Source organism: Sphingomonas sp. FW306-05-A (assembly GCF_058782275.1).
The window spans coordinates 671,635-688,574 of sequence record NZ_JBYSXN010000002.1; the positions used below are offsets into that span (position 1 = coordinate 671,635).

The window sequence follows — 16,940 nt, forward strand, 5'->3', positions numbered from 1 at the left end:
TTTGAAGGAGCGCCCCAATGGCCAATGATTTCTTTGCCGACATCCCCCAGATCAGCTTCAAGGGGCCCGAGACCGACGACGAGCTGGCGTACCGCTATTACGACAAGGACCGGGTCGTCATGGGCAAGCGGATGGAAGACCATCTGCGCTTCGCCGCCTGCTTCTGGCACACCTTCTGCTGGCCGGGTTCGGACGTGTTCGGTGGCGGGACGTTCAACCGCCCGTGGCATGCCGGCGCGAACGACGCGGCAGCAGCGGCGGCAAAGCGTGAAGTCGCGTTCGACTTCTTCACCAAGCTCGACATCCCCTTCTACGCGTTCCACGACGTCGACGTGATGGCGGATGCCGCCAACATCACCGAGCATCGCCGCAACTTCGCCGAAGCCGTCGACCATCTCGAGAAGCTGCAGGCCTCGTCGGGTCGCAAGCTGCTGTGGGGCACTGCCAACCTGTTCAGCCACCCGCGCTTCGCCGCCGGTGGTGCCACCAACCCCAACCCGGAAGTGTACGCGTTCGGCGCGATGCAGGTCCGTGACGCGCTCGAAGCAACGCATCGCCTCGGCGGCGCGAACTACGTGCTGTGGGGCGGTCGCGAGGGTTACGAGACGCTGCTCAACACCGACATGAAGCGCGAACTCGACAATTTCGGGCGCTTCCTGTCGCTCGTCGTCGAGCACAAGCACAAGATCGGCTTCACCGGCACGATCCTGATCGAGCCGAAGCCGTTCGAGCCGACCAAGCACCAGTATGATTTCGACACCGCGACGGTGTACGGTTTCCTCAAGCGCTACGGCCTCGAGAATGAAGTGAAGGTCAACATCGAGGCGAACCACGCTACCCTCGCCAGCCACACGTTCGAGCATGAGATCGCGACCGCTGCCGCGCTCGGCATCTTCGGTTCGATCGACGCGAACCGCGGCGATCCGCAGAATGGCTGGGATACCGACCAGTTCCCCAATTCGGTCGAGGAACTGACGCTCGCCAATCTCGAGATCATCCGGGCTGGCGGCTTCACCACCGGCGGGTTCAACTTCGACGCCAAGGTCCGCCGCCAGTCGATGGATGCGGTCGATCTGTTCCACGGCCATGTCGGCGCGATCGACGTCGTCGCCAAGGGCCTGCTCAATGCGGCAGCACTGATCGAAGACGGTCGCCTCGATGCGATCAAGACCGAACGCTATGCCGGTTGGGATGCGGACTTCGGGCAGAAGGTCGGTGGTCTCGATCTGGCGGGGATCGCGGATCTCGCGGTCGAGCAGGGCATCGACCCGCAGCCGCGCTCGGGCCGTCAGGAGCGGATCGAGAACCTGATCAACCGCTTCATCTGATCGGTCGCTCAACGGGCAAACGAAAAGGGCCGCGAGCAAACATGCTCGCGGCCCTTTTTGTGTTTACGGTGTGCAATGCCTTCCGCGTATCGAGGTCACGTCACCGCGGATTGGAAACCATCCCGTGTGGCATGTCCGTTACCGAAATCGAATATCCACGCGCGCCGCAACGCCAGGGAGAATACCGTGATCGTCGCGATCCAGTTGACCGGCACCAAGGTCAGTTCCATCATCTGGCGACCAAACAGGGGAGCCAGATAGGCAAGCGCGAGAATGCTTTTTTCCTGAGCCAGCCACCCGCGCGTTCGAGCATCGGCAACGATAAAGCAGAGCGCACCGCCCAGAATGACCAGATCATAATCCAGGGCATAGGGCGTTGAAAGCAACGCCGCACTACACACGGCCGAACCGCGCACGCACGCACTTGCCCAGCGCGCCGTGATCGCCGCTCCAGTGATCGCAAGCACTGTCGTAACGCCCTGCACCGCATAGGCGAGGGGCACCGCTCCCCCCCACGCTCGGACCAATGCAAAGGCCGTGATGATTTTCTCCCATCCGGTCTGACCGGTTTCGATGACGATGGCGCGGGTCGGACCCAGCGATTCATAAAATCCGGCCCATACCGGCCACCCCCAGACCGCCAACGTGAGCGCAACCAACCCGCACGATGACAGCGCCGCGCCCAGAAAAACCCGGCGATCCCGCAGGACAATCAGCACCACCGGAAGCAGGACCGCAAACTGCGGTTTGTAGACGAGACATCCCAGCAGCAGCCCGGCCACCCACGGACGCCGATCGATCAGCAACAGCCCACCCGCCAGCAAGCTTGCGGTGAGAAAGGCGTTCTGGCCGTGGCCGATACAGACGAAGCTGGCCGGTGCCGCAATCACCGCAAGTGCGGACCTGCGCCCGGGTACGATCCGGCGCGCTACTGCCACCGCTGCGGCAAGCGTCGTCCCCTGCCACAGCGCCAGCGCGGCGAGATACGGAAGGGTTGCGAGTCCGCTTGCAACCAAAAGAAATGGGGGTGGGTAATGCCATCCGTAAAAAGGAACCGTGCGGGAGTGATTCAGCATCTGCTGTACCCGATAATGCTCCGGCCAGACCCACGCGGCAGCGGCGCGGCCGTGATTGGCGATCCAACCGGCGGCATAAACGTCGGAGAAGTCGGTCCCGATCGGGCGCCCCTTCCAGTCCAGCGTGCCATGACTGGTCAGCAGTAGCGCCGCATAGGAAATGATCGTAACCGCCAGCAGCGCCCCGCAGACCGATCGTATGCGCGAATCCACCCAATCGCCACTATGCCAGCTACTGTTCATGGGCGAACGGTAGCAGCGCTCGCCTAACATACCCTTCCTGTCTCCAGGGGGTGTGTTCCACATCCTGGCGAACCGCCGCCGACGCGCGCGGATGGCGTCATGCGGGCGCGATTGCCGTAGCCACCGGATCGGACGAACGGAATGACCGCTCTATGAGCTTAGGACAGAGGCAACAGGTCACTCCCTGCCCCAACCCTCACCGCAAGCTCCGCAACCGATCCAGATCCTCGGGCCGGTCCACGTCGAGCAACTCCGCTTCCGGCGCGATCACATGTCGCCCTGCCCGCACCATCGCGCGCGCGCCCTCCTCGCCCTCCAGCGTCAGCAACGCCTCGAACTGATCCGCCCCGAACACCGCGGGTGGGGTCGGATGGACGCCGTTGCTCGACGCGATCACCGCATCCCGCCCCGATGCCGCCTCCAGCAGTCGGTAGATGTGCGTTGCCGTCACGCGCGGCATGTCCGCCAGCGCGATCACCACCGCGTCGCACCCGATTTCGCGCGCAGCTGCCACGCCGAGCTTGACCGAGCCCGACATGCCGTCCCCCGGATCGTCATTGTGGATCACGCGGTAGCCGCGGCTGGCGAAATCGAGGTCCGACCCCGAGCATATCGCGAGCCGCGCCTTGAACGGCATCGCTTCCAGCGCGGTCACGACATGGAAAGCGAGCGGCTTGCCGAGGAAGTCCTGCTGGAGCTTGTCCAAATCCCCGAACCGAACCGAACGCCCCGCCGCCAGCAGGATCAGCACACAACGATCCGGGGTCAGCACCGCGCTCATCCCTTCCTGCGTTCGTCCGCGTTGAACGCGCCCACCATCGCCGCCGCGATCGACAGCGCGATTTCTGCCGGGCCGACCGCGCCGATGTCTATCCCGACGGGCGCATCGATCCGGTCAAGATCCGCCTCCGACACGCCCGCCGCGGCGAGCCGCTCGCGCCGCGCCGCATGGCTTCGGCGCGAGCCGAGCGCCCCGACATAGGCAGTCGGATGCGCGAGCGCCGCGATCAGCGCGGGATCGTCGATCTTGGTATCGTGGCTGAGCGTCACCACCGCGGTCGCGGGGCCGGGATCGAGCGCCTCGACCGCCTCGTCGGGCCAGCGATCGTCGAGCGTGACGCCGGGGAAGCGCTCCTCGGTCAGGAAGCGCGCGCGCGGATCGATCACGGTCGTCGCGATCCCCATCTCGCGCGTCAGCCCGGCGAGCGCCTGTGCGATCTGCACCGCTCCGACGATCAGCAACCGGCGCGGCGGATCGTAGCGGTTGACGAACGCCGCACCCTCCTGCGGGCGGAGCGAGCTCTGGCCCGACGCGAGATCGGTCACGACCTGCAGCGCCTTGCCGTCGTCGCGCGCTTCGGCGATCCGGTCGAACAGTTCGGGGTCGAATCCTTCCGCGGACACCGGCTGGACCAGCACCGAAATCTCGCCCCCGCACGGCAGCCCGACTTCCCACGCGGCGGCATCCGCAATGCCGTAATTCTTGAGCTGGAACGGCGCCCCCGCGATCACCTCGGCAGCGGTCGTGAGGATGTCATTCTCGACGCACCCGCCCGAGACCGATCCCTCGAACCGGCCATCGGCATGGACGAGCATATGGCTCCCGCGCGGACGCGGCGCGGAGCCCCAGGTCGACACCACGGTAGCGAGCGCGAGCGGTGCGCCCTTCCACTGGGTGGCGGCATTCAGCACGGAATCATTGTCAGCCATCTCTACTCCCTCTCCCGCTTGCGGGAGAGGGCCGGGGAGAGGGGCGTGCCTCAAACCGGCCATCACCCTAGTCACACTGCCCTCTCCCCGACCCTCTCCCCGGAAGGGGAGAGGGAGAACTACATATCCGGCAATCCGCCGAGGATCTTGTCGAGCGTCAGCGGGAAATCGCGCACCCGCACCCCGCACGCATTGTAGATCGCGTTGGTCACTGCGGCGCCTGCGCCCGAAATCGACAGTTCGCCCAGCCCCTTGACCCCGATCGGGTTGGCATGGCGGTCGATATGCTCGACGAACAGCACGTCGAGCGGCGGCACGTCGGCGTGACTCGGGATGTGATATTCGCCGAGGTCGTGGTTGACGAACGCGCCGTGCCGCTGGTCGAGCACAGCATCCTCCATCAGCGCGTAACCGATGCCCCAGATCATCCCGCCGATCGCCTGGCTCCGCGCCAGCTTGGCATTGAGGATCCGCCCCGCCTCGAACACGCCGAGCATCCGCCGGACGCGCACTTCGCCGGTGACGCTGTTCACCGCGACCTCGGCGAATTGCGCACCGTGGGCGGCCTGGCTGAAGGTCTTGGCGTTGCTCCCCTGGCTGATCTTGCCGAGCGCGACCAGCGGCTCGCTCCCGACCAGTTCGGACAACGGCACGCGGCGGTTGCCCGCGATCGCATGGCCGTCCTTGAGCGTCATGTCCTTCGGGTCCGCCTGCATCCGCTCGGCAAGCGTCGCGACGATATCCTCGCACGCGAGCGCGACCGACGATCCGGCGCTTGCCGCACCAAACGACCCGCCCGAACCCGCGCCCGGCGGCAAATCGGTATCGCCGAGGATCACATCGACACAATCCATCTGCAAACCGAGCGATTCTGCGGCAATCTGGCCTAGAATCGTGTAACTTCCGGTACCGATATCGGTCATATCGGTCTCAATTCGCGCACGTCCGTCGGGCGAAAGCGTCACGCGCGCCTGTGAATCGACCAACAGGTTGATCCGGACCGCGGCCGCCATCCCCATGCCGATCAGCCACTCGCCGTCGCGCACCTGCCCCGGCCGCGGCGACCGCTTGGCCCAGCCGAACCGCTCCGCGCCCTTGTCGAGACACTCGACCAGAGCGCGTGTCGAGAACGGCGCGCCCGTCATCGGGTCGACGGGCGGCTCGTTTAACTTCCGAAAATCAATGGGATCACGCCCGAGTGCCTCAGCCATCTCGTCGATCGCGGTCTCAAGCGCGAGCATTCCGACCGCTTCCCCCGGCGCGCGCACCGCGCCTGCCTGAACCATGTCGAGCGTGACGATCTTGTGCGTGAAGTGCCGCACGGGCGCATCGTACAAGGCGATCGACCCCAGCGCGACCGGCTCCATGAACCCGCCATCCGGCCCCTGACTCACCACGCTGTCATGCGCCAGCGCAGTCAATTTGCCATCCTTATCAGCGGCTAAGCGGATGCGCTGATGCGTATCGGTGCGGCGATAGACGTTATGGAACAGCTGGCTCCGCGCCATCGCGATCTTGACCGGCCGCCCGACCTTCTGCGCCGCGATCGCCGCAAGCACCGCTTCCGGCCCGAGCATCTTTCCCCCGAAACCGCCGCCGATATAGGGCGACAGGATCCGAACCTTGTCCGCTTCAATCCCCACCGACTTGGCCAGAATGCCCTTGGCGGCGTGAAGGATCTGCAAGCTCGAATGGAGCGTCAGCGTGTCGCCGTCCCAGATGGCGACGGATGCATGCGGCTCCATCGCGGCATGCACTTGATTTGGCGTGGTATAAACCTGATCGATCGTCACCACGGCATCCGTCATCGCGGCATCGATATCGCCCTTGGCCATATCCTGCAGGCGGCTGTCCTTGGGCGGACCACTCGCGTCGGCGACGTTCGCCATCGTGTCGAACCGGCCCTGCGCGGGCTCGATCGTCATCGTCACCGCCTTGGCGGCATCACGCGCGGCTTCGAAGCTGGTCGCGACCGCGACGCCAACAATCTGATCCCAATGGTCAATTTCGTCGTTACCGGCATGCGCCGGAACGAACGCCGCCGCCTGCCGCGGAATGCGCGGGTCATCGAGGATGACGTCGAGCACGCCGGGCAGGCTGCGCGCGGCATCGGCATCGAAGCCGCTGATCTTGCCCTTGGCGGCGGGGGCGGTGATCAGATAGCCGTAGGCCACCTCCCCCGCGACCGAATGTTCGTAGCCGTAGCGTGCCGCACCACTGACCTTGAGCGCGCCTTCGCTACGGTCGAGTGCGGCACCCAATACTCCCTGAACGCCCCGGTCCAACGCGAGACCGGAATGATCGGCGTCCATCTTGAAGTCGGCCATGATATTCCCCGCCAGGGCCTGCCCTTAGAGTGCGGGCAGGCCGTCCAACACCTTGTCGAGCGTAAATGGGTAATCGCGCACGCGAAAGCCAGTGGCGTTGTAAACGGCATTGGCGATCGCCGCACCCGCACCCGAGATCCCCAGCTCACCGATCCCCTTGGCATGCATCGGATTTGCATGGATGTCGCGTTCCTCGAGGAACTCGACTTCCAGCTGCGGCACGTCCGCGTTCACCGGCAAGTGATATTCCGCGAGGTCGCGGTTCACCAGCTTCCCGTTGCGCGGATCGTGGATCAGGTCCTCGGTCAGTGCGGTGCCGATCCCGAAGGTCATCCCGCCGAGGCACTGCGAACGTGCGGTCTTCACGTTGAGGATCCGCCCCGCCGCAAATACGCCCAGCATCCGGCGAACGCGGATTTCCCCCGTGACCGCATTGACGCCGACCTCTGCGAAATGCGCGCCATAGGAGGACTGGGTCGTTTCCTTTTCCTGCTTGCCCGGCTTGATCGACCCGACCGCGACGATCCCCTCGCCCGCCAGCTCACCAAGCGGGACGCGACGGTTGTCGGCAATCGCGTGACCGTCCTTGAGCGTCAGCGCATCGACGTCGACGCCCATCGCCTTGGCGATCTTCTCGCGGATCGCTTCCGCCGCGAGATACACCGATGTGCCGCTAGACCCTGCACCGAACGAACCGCCCGAACCCGCCGCAGTCGGGAGATTGGTATCGCCCAATTGGACCTCGACATGCTCCAGCGGAAGCCCAAGGACTTCGCCCGCGATCTGGCCGAGGATGGTGTAGGTTCCGGTGCCGATGTCGGTCATGTCAGTCTCGACCGTGGCATGACCCGTGGCCGACAGCGTCACGCGCGCTTCCGACGGCTGGAGCATGTTGGCACGCGCCGCCGCGGCCATGCCGATGCCGACGAGCCACTCGCCTTCGCGACGGGTACCCGGGGTCGCGTTGCGCTTGTCCCAGCCGAAGCTGGTCGCACCCACGTCCATGCACCGCACGAGTTCACGCGACGAATGCGGCACGCCCTTCTCAGGGTCCTTTTCCGGCTCGTTGATCTTGCGGAATTCGATCGGGTCGATCCCGAGCTTCTCCGCCAGCTCGTCCATTGCGCCTTCCAGCGCGAGCATCCCGACCGCTTCACCCGGCGCACGCATCGAGCCCGACAGAAGCCAGTCGAGCCGGACGATGTCATGATTGATTTCGCGGTTTTCCGCCGAATAGAGGAAGTGCGTCGCCTGTCCCGTCGGCTCGAAATAATCGTCGTCGGGAAGATTGGAGGTGAGCGTTTCATGCCCCAGCGCGGTCAGCTTGCCGTCTGCGGTCGCACCGAGACGGATCCGCTGCTCGGTGTTGGACCGGCGCACGGTCGCATCGAACACCTGCTGGCGGGCCATCACTGCCTTGACCGGGCGACCCAGCGCCTTGGCAGCAAGCGCCGCCGCAACCGATTCCGGCGCGATGCCGAGCTTCGAGCCGAACCCGCCGCCGACATAACGCGCGACGATGCGGACCTTGGACTTGCTGACGCCAAGCGCTGCGGCAAGCTGCTCCACGTCGTTACCCGGCATCTGGTACGAGCCGTGGAGCGTCAGCATCCCGTTGTCGTCCCATGTCGCGATGCTGGCGTGCGGCTCCATCGCCGCGCTGTTCTGGCTCGGCGTGGTGAAGGTCGAGTCAACCGTCACCGCTGCTTCCGCCATGGCCTTTTCAAGATCGCCCTGCGAATAATGCGGCGGGATGTCGCCCTTGGCGGGCTTCTCGGCCTCGCCTTTCAGCGCCTCGAAATCATAGCGGCCATCGTCCGCCGCATCGTGCTTGATCACGACCTGCTGCGCCGCATCGCGCGCCGCCTCGAAGCTCCCGGCCAGCACGATCGCGACGATTTCGCCGAAATACTGGACGTTCTCGACGCCCTGCGGTGCCTTTGGTGCCAACCCCTGCGCAGGGGCGGTGAGGAACGTGTCGAAATCGGTGACCACGTCGATCACGCCCGGCAACGCCTTGGCAACGTCCGACTCGATCCCGGTGATCTTGCCCTTGCCGAACGGCGCGCCGACCAGCACGCCATAGGCCAGATTCTCGATCTGATATTCGGCGGCATAGGTCGCCGCGCCGGAAACCTTGAGCGGGCCTTCCTTGCGGTCGAGCGGCTTGCCGATGATCCCTTGCGTGCTCGTATCGAACAGGCTGTCCGGGGTCGGCTTGTCCATCTTCAGCGAATTGGTGGTGCTCATGCGGACACTCCCGTCAGCTCGCGCAGGCTCGCAATCAGGGTGCGGCGCGTGAGCGGAATTTTGAAATCGTTGGTACCGTAGCCCTTGGCGTTCTTGAGCAACGCATCCGCCGCTGCACCGAACACCGTATCCGACGGTGCCTGACCGACCAGCGCGGCCTCGACCGCGGGGTCACGCCACGGCATCGGACCGAGCCCGCCGAACGCCAGCGACGCCGATGCGATCTTGCCGTCCTCGACCGAGACGATCCCGGCGACCGACACCAGCGCGAACGCATAGGATGCACGGTCACGGACCTTGCGGTAGATCTGTTCACCCTTGGGCGGCGTCGGCAACTCGATGTGCGTGATCAGTTCGCCCGCCTCGAGGACGTTCTCGATATGCGGCGTGTCGCCTGGGAGACGATAGAACTCACCGATCGCGATGCGACGACGATCGCCGTCTGCCTTCAGCGTCACGATCGTCGCATCGAGCGCGCGCATAGCGACCGCCATGTCGCTTGGATGCGTGGCGATGCAATGCTCGCTGGTGCCGAGGATCGCGAGGATTCGATTGACGCCACCGATCGCCGAACAACCGGTGCCCGGCTCGCGCTTGTTGCAAGCGGTCGCCTTGTCATAGAAATAGTAGCAGCGCGTCCGCTGGAGCAGATTGCCCCCGGTCGACGCCTTGTTACGCAACTGCCCGGAGGCACCTGCGAGTAGCGCACGGCTGAGCACTGGGTAACCCTCGATCACGCGCGGGTCGGCGGCAAGATCGCTGTTGGGAACGAGCGCGCCGATCGTGAGACCGCCGTCCTCGCGCTGTTCGATCTTCGCGAGATCGAGCCGGCTGATGTCGACCAGCGATTCCGGCGTTTCGATCTGGAGCTTCATCAGATCGAGCAGGTTGGTCCCGCCCGCGATGAAACGACCGCCCGCGGCAACTGCGGCTTCGGGGCTGTCCGCCCGGCTGTAAGCAAAGGTCTTCATGCGTCCGCTGCCTCTTTCTTGGCGGGCGCAAGGCCCGAAACTTCGGAGATCGCGTCGACGATGTTGGGATAGGCCGCGCAGCGGCAGAGGTTGCCACTCATCCGCTCGGAAATCTCGTCACCGCTGAGCGAGACGCTGTCGAGCTTGTCGGTGACGTGGCTGGGCCAGCCCTTCGACACTTCGTCGAGCATGCCGACCGCCGAGCAGATCTGCCCCGGCGTGCAGTAACCGCACTGATATCCGTCATGCTTGACGAACGCCGCCTGCATCGGATGCAGATTGTCCGCGCTGCCAAGCCCTTCGATCGTCAGAATGTCATCATCCTGATGCATGACCGCGAGCGTGAGACACGAATTGATCCGGCGCCCGTTCACCAGCACGGTGCACGCACCACACTGGCCGTGGTCGCAGCCCTTCTTGGTGCCGGTCAAGCCAACGTGCTCGCGCAGCACATCGAGCAGCGACGCGCGGATATCGGGTTCTACGGTACGGGTTTCGCCGTTGATGGTGAATTGCATGGGGCAGCGCCTCCTTTTCAGTACGGGTTAACGAACATGAATGATTTGGTTTCCGCAGAAACACGCGGGTTTCGGCTTTATTCTCACCCCGTCCGACGCGGCGTGCGATGCCTTGCGGCACTGTCGCTGCTGGCGGCGGTTCCGGCAATGGCGCAAGGTGCGCCGATGCCCCCGAAACAATCCCAACCGCTCTCCCCGCCAATCGTCATCGCGCACCGTGGCGCAAGCGGGTTGCGTCCCGAACATACCATCGCCTCCTACACCCTCGCGATCGAGCAGGGGGCCGATTTCATCGAGCCCGACCTGGTCCTGACCAAGGACAATGTCTTCGTTGCGCGACATGAGAATGACATCACCGGCACGACCAACGTCGCGACCCATCCCGAATTCGCCGCACGCCGCACCACCAAGCTGATCGACGGCGAGAGCCATACCGGCTGGTTCACCGAGGATTTCACGCTCGCCGAGTTGAAGACCCTTCGCGCGATCGAACGCCTGCCCAAATTGCGCCCCGACAACGCGAAATTTGACGGCCAGTTCGAGGTGCCGACGCTCGCCGAGGTGATCGCGCTCGCCAAACGCCATTCGGTCGGCGGGCGGGTCGTCGGGATCTACCCGGAGACCAAGCATCCGAGCTATTTCGCGGGCATCGGGCATCCGATGGAAGCACTGCTCGTCGCGCAACTGAAGGCAGCGGGCTGGGACAAGCCGTCCGACCCGGTGTTCATCCAGTCGTTCGAGGTCGACAATCTCAAGCGGCTGCACGGCATGACCGGGCTACGACTGATCCAGTTGATGGATGCGCGTGGCGGTCCCGCCGACCACGCTACCCCGAGCTACGCCGCGATGATCACCCCCGCCGGCCTCAAGGCGGTCGCGGCTTATGCTTACGGCATCGGCCCGGGCCTCGCGATGATCGAGGACGGCGACGCCGTGCCAACCACATTGGTGGCGGACGCGCACGCCGTCGGGCTGCGGCTCCACCCCTGGACGTTCCGCGCGGAAAACGCCTTCCTGCCCAAAAGCTTGCAGGTCGGCACCGATCCCGCGACGCACGGACACGTCGACACCGCGATGCGACGCTATCTCGCGCTTGGCGTTGACGGTTTTTTCACCGACTTTCCGGGTATTGGGGTAGAAGTGCGTAACGCCCTGAAGGAAAAACGATGAAGTACCTCCCCCTGATCGCCGCCGCGATGCTGCCGCTCGTTGCGGGTGGCTGTGTCCGGACCGCTGCCAGCATCGTGACTTTCCCGGTCAAGGCCGCAGGCAAGACGATCGACTGGACCACGACCAGCCAGTCCGAATCCGACCGGAACTACGGCCGCAAGATGCGCAAGCAGGAAGAACGCGAAGGCCGCGAGCGCCGCAAGGCGCAACGCGAGTGCCGCGAGGACCGTCGTCGCGATTGCTGATCGATCCGCCTCCCTGACGGTCGGCCTCGCGCCGCACCGTCAGGCGGCTTGCGCAGCGCTGCTTTCACCCAGAACGCGCGCAACCGCGAGCAGGACTTCGGGGCGCACCTGCACCAGCACGTGACTGCTGCGCACCTCGATCGTCCGGCCGTTCGCATCGTGGCAGATCATGCCGTTGACGAACCCGTCGCTACGGCTCCAGATCGCGGTCGACGGCACGGGCAGCGGTTCCGCCACCAGCTTGCGTTGCGCCAGCACGCCGGGCGAATCGATCCGTTCGCCGGTCAGCAGCTGGAACGTCCGCCACACGTTGGTTGCAAGCGGTGATCCCGCAAAGGGCGAGCTGATCGTGATCACTTCCGCCACCGCGTCCGGCAGGCGGTGCGCGGCGTAGCGCGCCATGATCCCGCCGAGACTGACGCCCACCAGCGTCACACGCTGCCCGGTTTCCGCATGCAGCGACCGGACTCGCTCGAGCAACAGCGCGCCCTCAAAACCGATCGCCCGAACCCCGAGGTTACGCCCCAAACCCCAGCCCTCGGCGCGATACCCGAGACGCCGCAGATAGCGCCGCAGCACGACCATAGACCGGTCGCTGTTGATCATCCCGGGCAACAACAGCACCGGCCGCCCGTCCCCGCGCGGGGCCGCGTCGAGCTTGCGCCGAGCGCCCAGCAGTGATGCGAGCCCGAAGGCAGCACGCGGCAGTTCCGCGGCCCACAACAGGCGCGATGGCGGCTTCATGCCGCAAACCAATGGAGGACGGTCGCGGAGAACGGCGTCCACGCGCCGACCCGCACCCCCGCAGCGCGCAAGCCGTCCCCGGTCCAGGCGTTGCATGTGTGGATCGCGTCGTATCGACCCGTTGCTGCGTAAAAGGCGTCGTCCATCCCGTATCCCGTGCGGTGCCAGCCTCGCGGCGCGAAGCTTGCCCGGATGAACGCGGCCAACCGGCGATATTCTCCCGGGCGCAACAGAATAACGCGCGCATCCGGCCCCGGCTTGGGCATCGCGATATGCTCGACGTGGAGGACCGTCTGCCCGCTGCCGAGCGCGGCCCACAGCATCGTCATCGGGCGCACGTCCGCCCAAGTCGGCGTCTCGACGTAGAATTTCCGATCGCCCCACCCGATCGCGACGTGATCATAGCCGGCATAGCGCGGATCGGCGAGGTCGCCCGCGGGCAGCAGGTTGCGCCAATCCACCCCGGCCGCGACCTTGGGCAGCACCAGTCCGGTGTGGACCCCGTTGCTCTCGATGATGACGGGAATGCCCTGCGCCGGGCGAACCGAGCCGGCATTGGACGGGATCAAACCGCCGACCACCCCCGCGACACCGTACGCCCCCAGCACAAGCAGCAGAAGAAAAAGGCCGATTCCGACCGAAAGACGCAACTGTCGCATTCGCTTCCTGTTTCAACCGCAACGATCGCTATGGTAGGGATGATGGATGACCGATGATACGCATGTTCTCGACGCTCCCCCGGCAGAGGCCAACGCCGACTGGACCATTCCGCAAAACTGGGACGCTTTTACGGCAGAGGAGCATCGCGTCTGGGATACCCTGTTCGAACGCCAGGCGAAATTGCTGCCGGGGCGTGCTTCGAACGCCTATCTACGCGGGCTGGATGTACTCAAGCTGTCCAAGCCCGGCATTCCCGATTTCGACGAATTGTCCGAACGGTTGATGCAATTGACCGGCTGGCAAGTCGTCGCGGTGCCGGGACTGGTGCCGGACGACGTGTTCTTCGACCATATGGCGAACCGTCGCTTCGTCGCAGGCAATTTCATCCGCCGTGCGGACCAGCTCGATTATCTGCAGGAACCCGACGTCTTCCACGACGTGTTCGGGCACGTGCCGATGCTCGCCGACCCGGTGTTCGCAGATTATCTCGCGGCCTATGGGCGCGGAGGCCAGCGTGCACAGGGACTCGATGCGCTCAAATATCTCGGGCGGCTGTATTGGTACACGGTCGAATTCGGCCTGATCGCCGAACCTGAGGGGTTGCGCATCTATGGCGCAGGGATCGTATCGAGCTTCACCGAGAGCCGCTTTGCGCTCGACGATCCGAGCCCCAACCGGATCGCGTTCGACCTGGAACGGGTGATGCGCACCGAATATCGGATCGATGATTTCCAGCAGAACTATTTCGTCATTCCGAGTTTCGAGGAGTTGTTGCGCGTAACGGTCGAGACCGATTTCGCCCCATTGTATCGCACGCTGGCGACGCAGCCCGACGTGCCGGTCGCCGAAGTGCTGCCGGGCGACACGATGATCACGAACGGAACGCAGGCCTATGCGTTGGGCAAGCGTTAACCCATTCTCTAGGAACACCGCATGATCATCGTCAGCATCCTGTACGAAGCGTCCGACCATTTCGACGAAGACTATTACATGACCCAGCACATGCCGCTGGTGCGGGACCGCTGGTCCGGCGTGCTGAGCGAAACGCGGATCCTGAAGGGGATGACAGCGCCCGACGGCACGCCGCCGCTGTACGTCATCATCGCGGAACTGTCGTTCGCGACGATGACCGATGTCGATCAGGCGATGAACGGTCCGCACGCCGCCGAGATCTTCGGCGACGTCGCCAACTTCACCGACGCCAAGCCCAAGCAGTTGATCAGCCAGACGCTCGACTGATTGGTTCGCTACAGATCCAGCGCCCAGCCATCGCGCCCCTTGGGGTCGATCGGCTGGGTCGGGACATAGCGCACTGCCCCGGCGTGCAGGCGCAGGATCGTCCAGTCGCCCCGCCGATCGGTCTCGGCAAGCGCACACCCGCAGCGTTCGAACGCTGCAACGACATCGGCACGTTGCGTGTCGAGCAACCCGGCAAGCACGATCGTCGCCCCCGGTGCCGCAATCGCGGCAATCTCGGGCGCCATCGAGACGAGCGGCCCCGCCAAAATGTTGGCGATGACCAGATCATAGGGCGCACGCGCCGTGATCCCGTCGTCCAGCGTCCCGTCCGCGACGATCAGGTCGACCCCGTCGACGCCGTTCAGTGTCGCATTCTCTTGCGTCACGATAATCGCGCGCGGATCGATGTCGGTCGCGACGATCTCCGCCTGCGGCCACAGATGTCGCGCGGCGAAGGCCAGCAGCCCGGTGCCCGTCCCGATATCGATCGCGCGCGTAAAGGACTGTTCCGCCATCCGGTCGAGCATCGCCAGACACCCCGACGTGGTCGCATGGTGCCCGGTACCGAACGCCTGCCCCGCCTCGATCAGGAACGCGCGGCCACCGGCGGGAACATCCGCCGGATGCGCGCTGGTGTGGACGACGAAGCGTCCCTCCGCGATCGGCTCGAGCCCCTGCTGACTGAGCGTTACCCAATCCTCCTCGGGCAAAGCCTCGATCTGCGGTACTGAACCTGCCGCACTGGGCACGAGCGCCTGGATCGCGGCGATCATCGCGGCGTCGGGTTCGTCCTCGAGATACGCGTCGAGCCGCCAATGCTCGCGGTCGTCCTCCTCGAGTTCGGTCGTCATCAGAACGACGCCGTCGGCGATATCCTCGGCGGCATCGATCGCTTCCGCTTCGGCGCGTGTGCAGGGGAGGCTCAATTTCCAGCTGGTCATCCCGGCGTCCTGCCCGCGCACGCCCGCACGCGCAAGCGTCCTACAAACCCTGCTTCTCTTTGTGGCTTCGTGCCTTTGTGCGAGTCCATTCTGCCTTCTTCAGAAGAAGATGGACTCGCACAAAGCCACAAAGCCACGAAGGTAGAAGAGAGAGTTGTTGCGCTGCGCGCGGCTATTCGTGGCGGAGGGCGTCGATCGGGTTGAGCGCGGCGGCGCGGCGGGCGGGGAAATAGCCGAAGACGACCCCGATCACCGCCGAAATGGCAAAGGCGATCATGTTGATCTGCGGATCGAACAGGTAATCGACCTTCATCACCCCCGTCAGGGACAACACCGCGATCTGCGCCACGACCAGCCCGATCAGTCCGCCCAGCATCGACAGCGCGATCGCCTCGACCAGGAATTGCAACAGGACCTCCCCCGCCACCGCGCCGATCGCGAGGCGGATACCGATCTCGCGCGTGCGCTCGGTCACCGAGACGAGCATGATGTTCATGATCCCGATCCCGCCCACGACGAGACTGATCCCCGCCACCGCGGTCACGATCCCGGTCAGCAACGTGGTCGATTGCGTCAGCGTCGCCGAAATCTGCGCGGTATCGAAGATGTTGAAATCATCGTCCTTGCCCCCGGTAATGTTGCGCCGTTCGCGCAGCAAATCCTCGATCGCCGCCTGCACCGATCCGGTCGAATACGCCTGGTCGACCCCGACCAGCATCAGCTTCAGGTCGGTCGACCCGGTGAAGCGGCGTTGCACCGCCTTCAACGGCATGATCACGACATCGTCCTGATCCCCGCCAAACCCCGCCTGTCCACGCGCCGACAGACGCCCGATCACGTCGCAGGAGATCCCGCCGATCCGCATCCGCGTGCCGAGCGGCGAGCCGCCGCGATACAGGTTCGTGTTGACGGTATTGCCGATGATGCAAACGGATTTGCCCGCGCCCTCTTCCGCCGGCGTGAACGTGCGGCCCTCGGTCAGTGGCCACGGCTGGACCTGGAAATAGGCGTTGGTCGTGCCATTGAGCGTGGTCGACCAGTTCGCGCCTTCGTAGATCGCGGTCGCGGTCGTACCCGCCTGCGCGGCGACCGCAGTGACGCCCGCAATCTGGTCGCGGATCGCGACTGCGTCCGCGGGCTTGAAGTCGGGCGGCCGCGGCCCGCCGCCGCCACGTCCGAACCCCTGGCCGGGCCGGACCTGCAGGATGTTGGTGCCGAGCGAGGAGATCGATTTCTGGACCGCGGCGGTGGTCGCCTTGCCGAGCGTGACCATGGTCACGACCGCCGCGACGCCGATGATGATGCCGAGCGTGGTGAGGAACGAGCGGAGCTTGTGCCGCGCGATCGAGCGGAGGGCGAGTGAGAGGGTTGTGCCGAACATTATCTTAGCCCCTCCCCTTTAGGAGTGTCGGGTCGGCCATGCCCCCGGCATGGCCTGAAGGATGCGGGGCATCCTTCACCCGACACTGGGTTGGGGTGGGGCCGTGCAGATAACACCGCGCCGGCATGCTGCACGGC

At 65.1% G+C, this 16,940-nt stretch carries 16 protein-coding genes; 5 read left to right on the top strand and 11 right to left on the bottom strand.

All coding sequences use genetic code 11. The features are described from left to right. Positions 1 to 17 precede the first annotated feature (17 nt). A complete protein-coding gene (gene xylA, locus AC3WJR_RS12000) occupies positions 18 to 1,328 on the top strand; it encodes a xylose isomerase (RefSeq protein WP_492725271.1) in 1,311 nt (436 codons plus the stop codon). Positions 1,329 to 1,423: 95 nt separating this feature from the next. On the opposite strand, the gene AC3WJR_RS12005 is transcribed toward xylA, so the two are convergent. The 7 genes from AC3WJR_RS12005 to AC3WJR_RS12035 all read right to left on the bottom strand — a co-directional run bounded on the left by AC3WJR_RS12005 (position 1,424) and on the right by AC3WJR_RS12035 (position 10,423). Beyond that, positions 1,424 to 2,647, bottom strand: coding sequence for a glycosyltransferase family 87 protein (locus AC3WJR_RS12005; RefSeq protein WP_492725275.1), 1,224 nt, complete (start codon positions 2,645 to 2,647; stop codon positions 1,424 to 1,426). Positions 2,648 to 2,843: 196 nt separating this feature from the next. Continuing rightward, complete coding sequence (locus AC3WJR_RS12010) at positions 2,844 to 3,428, bottom strand: nucleotidyltransferase family protein (protein WP_492725277.1); 585 nt, start codon at positions 3,426 to 3,428, stop codon at positions 2,844 to 2,846. Beyond that, positions 3,425 to 4,357 (bottom strand): XdhC family protein, encoded by a 933-nt coding sequence (locus tag AC3WJR_RS12015; protein WP_492725279.1) that lies wholly within the window; start codon positions 4,355 to 4,357, stop codon positions 3,425 to 3,427. Before AC3WJR_RS12015 ends, AC3WJR_RS12010 begins: the two co-directional genes overlap by 4 nt. A gap of 119 nt (positions 4,358 to 4,476) precedes the next feature. Then, positions 4,477 to 6,684, bottom strand: coding sequence for a xanthine dehydrogenase family protein molybdopterin-binding subunit (locus AC3WJR_RS12020; RefSeq protein ID WP_492725281.1), 2,208 nt, complete (start codon positions 6,682 to 6,684; stop codon positions 4,477 to 4,479). Between the two features lie 24 nt (positions 6,685 to 6,708). Then, complete coding sequence (locus AC3WJR_RS12025; protein WP_492725283.1) at positions 6,709 to 8,934, bottom strand: xanthine dehydrogenase family protein molybdopterin-binding subunit; 2,226 nt, start codon at positions 8,932 to 8,934, stop codon at positions 6,709 to 6,711. Beyond that, a complete protein-coding gene (locus tag AC3WJR_RS12030; RefSeq protein ID WP_492725285.1) occupies positions 8,931 to 9,905 on the bottom strand; it encodes an FAD binding domain-containing protein in 975 nt (324 codons plus the stop codon). Before AC3WJR_RS12030 ends, AC3WJR_RS12025 begins: the two co-directional genes overlap by 4 nt. Beyond that, complete coding sequence (locus tag AC3WJR_RS12035; RefSeq protein WP_354281726.1) at positions 9,902 to 10,423, bottom strand: 2Fe-2S iron-sulfur cluster-binding protein; 522 nt, start codon at positions 10,421 to 10,423, stop codon at positions 9,902 to 9,904. The genes AC3WJR_RS12030 and AC3WJR_RS12035 overlap by 4 nt, the downstream gene beginning before the upstream one ends. 147 nt (positions 10,424 to 10,570) lie before the next feature. On the opposite strand from AC3WJR_RS12035, the gene AC3WJR_RS12040 reads away from it, so the two are divergent. Both AC3WJR_RS12040 and AC3WJR_RS12045 read left to right on the top strand, forming a co-directional pair. After that, positions 10,571 to 11,593 carry a glycerophosphodiester phosphodiesterase gene (locus AC3WJR_RS12040; RefSeq protein WP_492726132.1) on the top strand — a complete coding sequence of 341 codons (1,023 nt, stop codon included), beginning with the start codon at positions 10,571 to 10,573 and terminating at the stop codon, positions 11,591 to 11,593. Beyond that, a complete protein-coding gene (locus tag AC3WJR_RS12045) occupies positions 11,590 to 11,838 on the top strand; it encodes a hypothetical protein (protein ID WP_354281722.1) in 249 nt (82 codons plus the stop codon). The genes AC3WJR_RS12040 and AC3WJR_RS12045 overlap by 4 nt, the downstream gene beginning before the upstream one ends. Positions 11,839 to 11,877: 39 nt before the next feature. Here AC3WJR_RS12045 and AC3WJR_RS12050 read toward each other — a convergent pair whose 3' ends face one another. Both AC3WJR_RS12050 and AC3WJR_RS12055 read right to left on the bottom strand, forming a co-directional pair. After that, positions 11,878 to 12,582 carry an alpha/beta fold hydrolase gene (locus tag AC3WJR_RS12050; RefSeq protein WP_354281721.1) on the bottom strand — a complete coding sequence of 235 codons (705 nt, stop codon included), beginning with the start codon at positions 12,580 to 12,582 and terminating at the stop codon, positions 11,878 to 11,880. Next, positions 12,579 to 13,241 (bottom strand): TIGR02117 family protein, encoded by a 663-nt coding sequence (locus tag AC3WJR_RS12055; RefSeq protein WP_492725288.1) that lies wholly within the window; start codon positions 13,239 to 13,241, stop codon positions 12,579 to 12,581. The genes AC3WJR_RS12050 and AC3WJR_RS12055 overlap by 4 nt, the downstream gene beginning before the upstream one ends. Positions 13,242 to 13,287: 46 nt before the next feature. Between AC3WJR_RS12055 and phhA the strand changes: the two genes are divergently transcribed. Together phhA and AC3WJR_RS12065 are read left to right on the top strand one after the other, a co-directional pair. Then, the gene (gene phhA, locus AC3WJR_RS12060; RefSeq protein WP_492725290.1) at positions 13,288 to 14,154 is read left to right on the top strand and encodes a phenylalanine 4-monooxygenase; all 867 of its coding nucleotides are present in this window, start codon (positions 13,288 to 13,290) and stop codon (positions 14,152 to 14,154) included. 21 nt (positions 14,155 to 14,175) lie between these two features. Continuing rightward, the gene (locus tag AC3WJR_RS12065) at positions 14,176 to 14,481 is read left to right on the top strand and encodes an EthD family reductase (RefSeq protein ID WP_354281715.1); all 306 of its coding nucleotides are present in this window, start codon (positions 14,176 to 14,178) and stop codon (positions 14,479 to 14,481) included. Positions 14,482 to 14,489: 8 nt separating this feature from the next. Here AC3WJR_RS12065 and AC3WJR_RS12070 read toward each other — a convergent pair whose 3' ends face one another. Together AC3WJR_RS12070 and AC3WJR_RS12075 are read right to left on the bottom strand one after the other, a co-directional pair. Next, positions 14,490 to 15,422, bottom strand: coding sequence for a 50S ribosomal protein L11 methyltransferase (locus AC3WJR_RS12070; RefSeq protein ID WP_492725291.1), 933 nt, complete (start codon positions 15,420 to 15,422; stop codon positions 14,490 to 14,492). Positions 15,423 to 15,594: 172 nt separating this feature from the next. Then, entirely contained in the window at positions 15,595 to 16,803 is a 1,209-nt protein-coding gene (locus tag AC3WJR_RS12075) for an ABC transporter permease (RefSeq protein WP_354281710.1), read from the bottom strand. Positions 16,804 to 16,940: the final 137 nt, after the last annotated feature.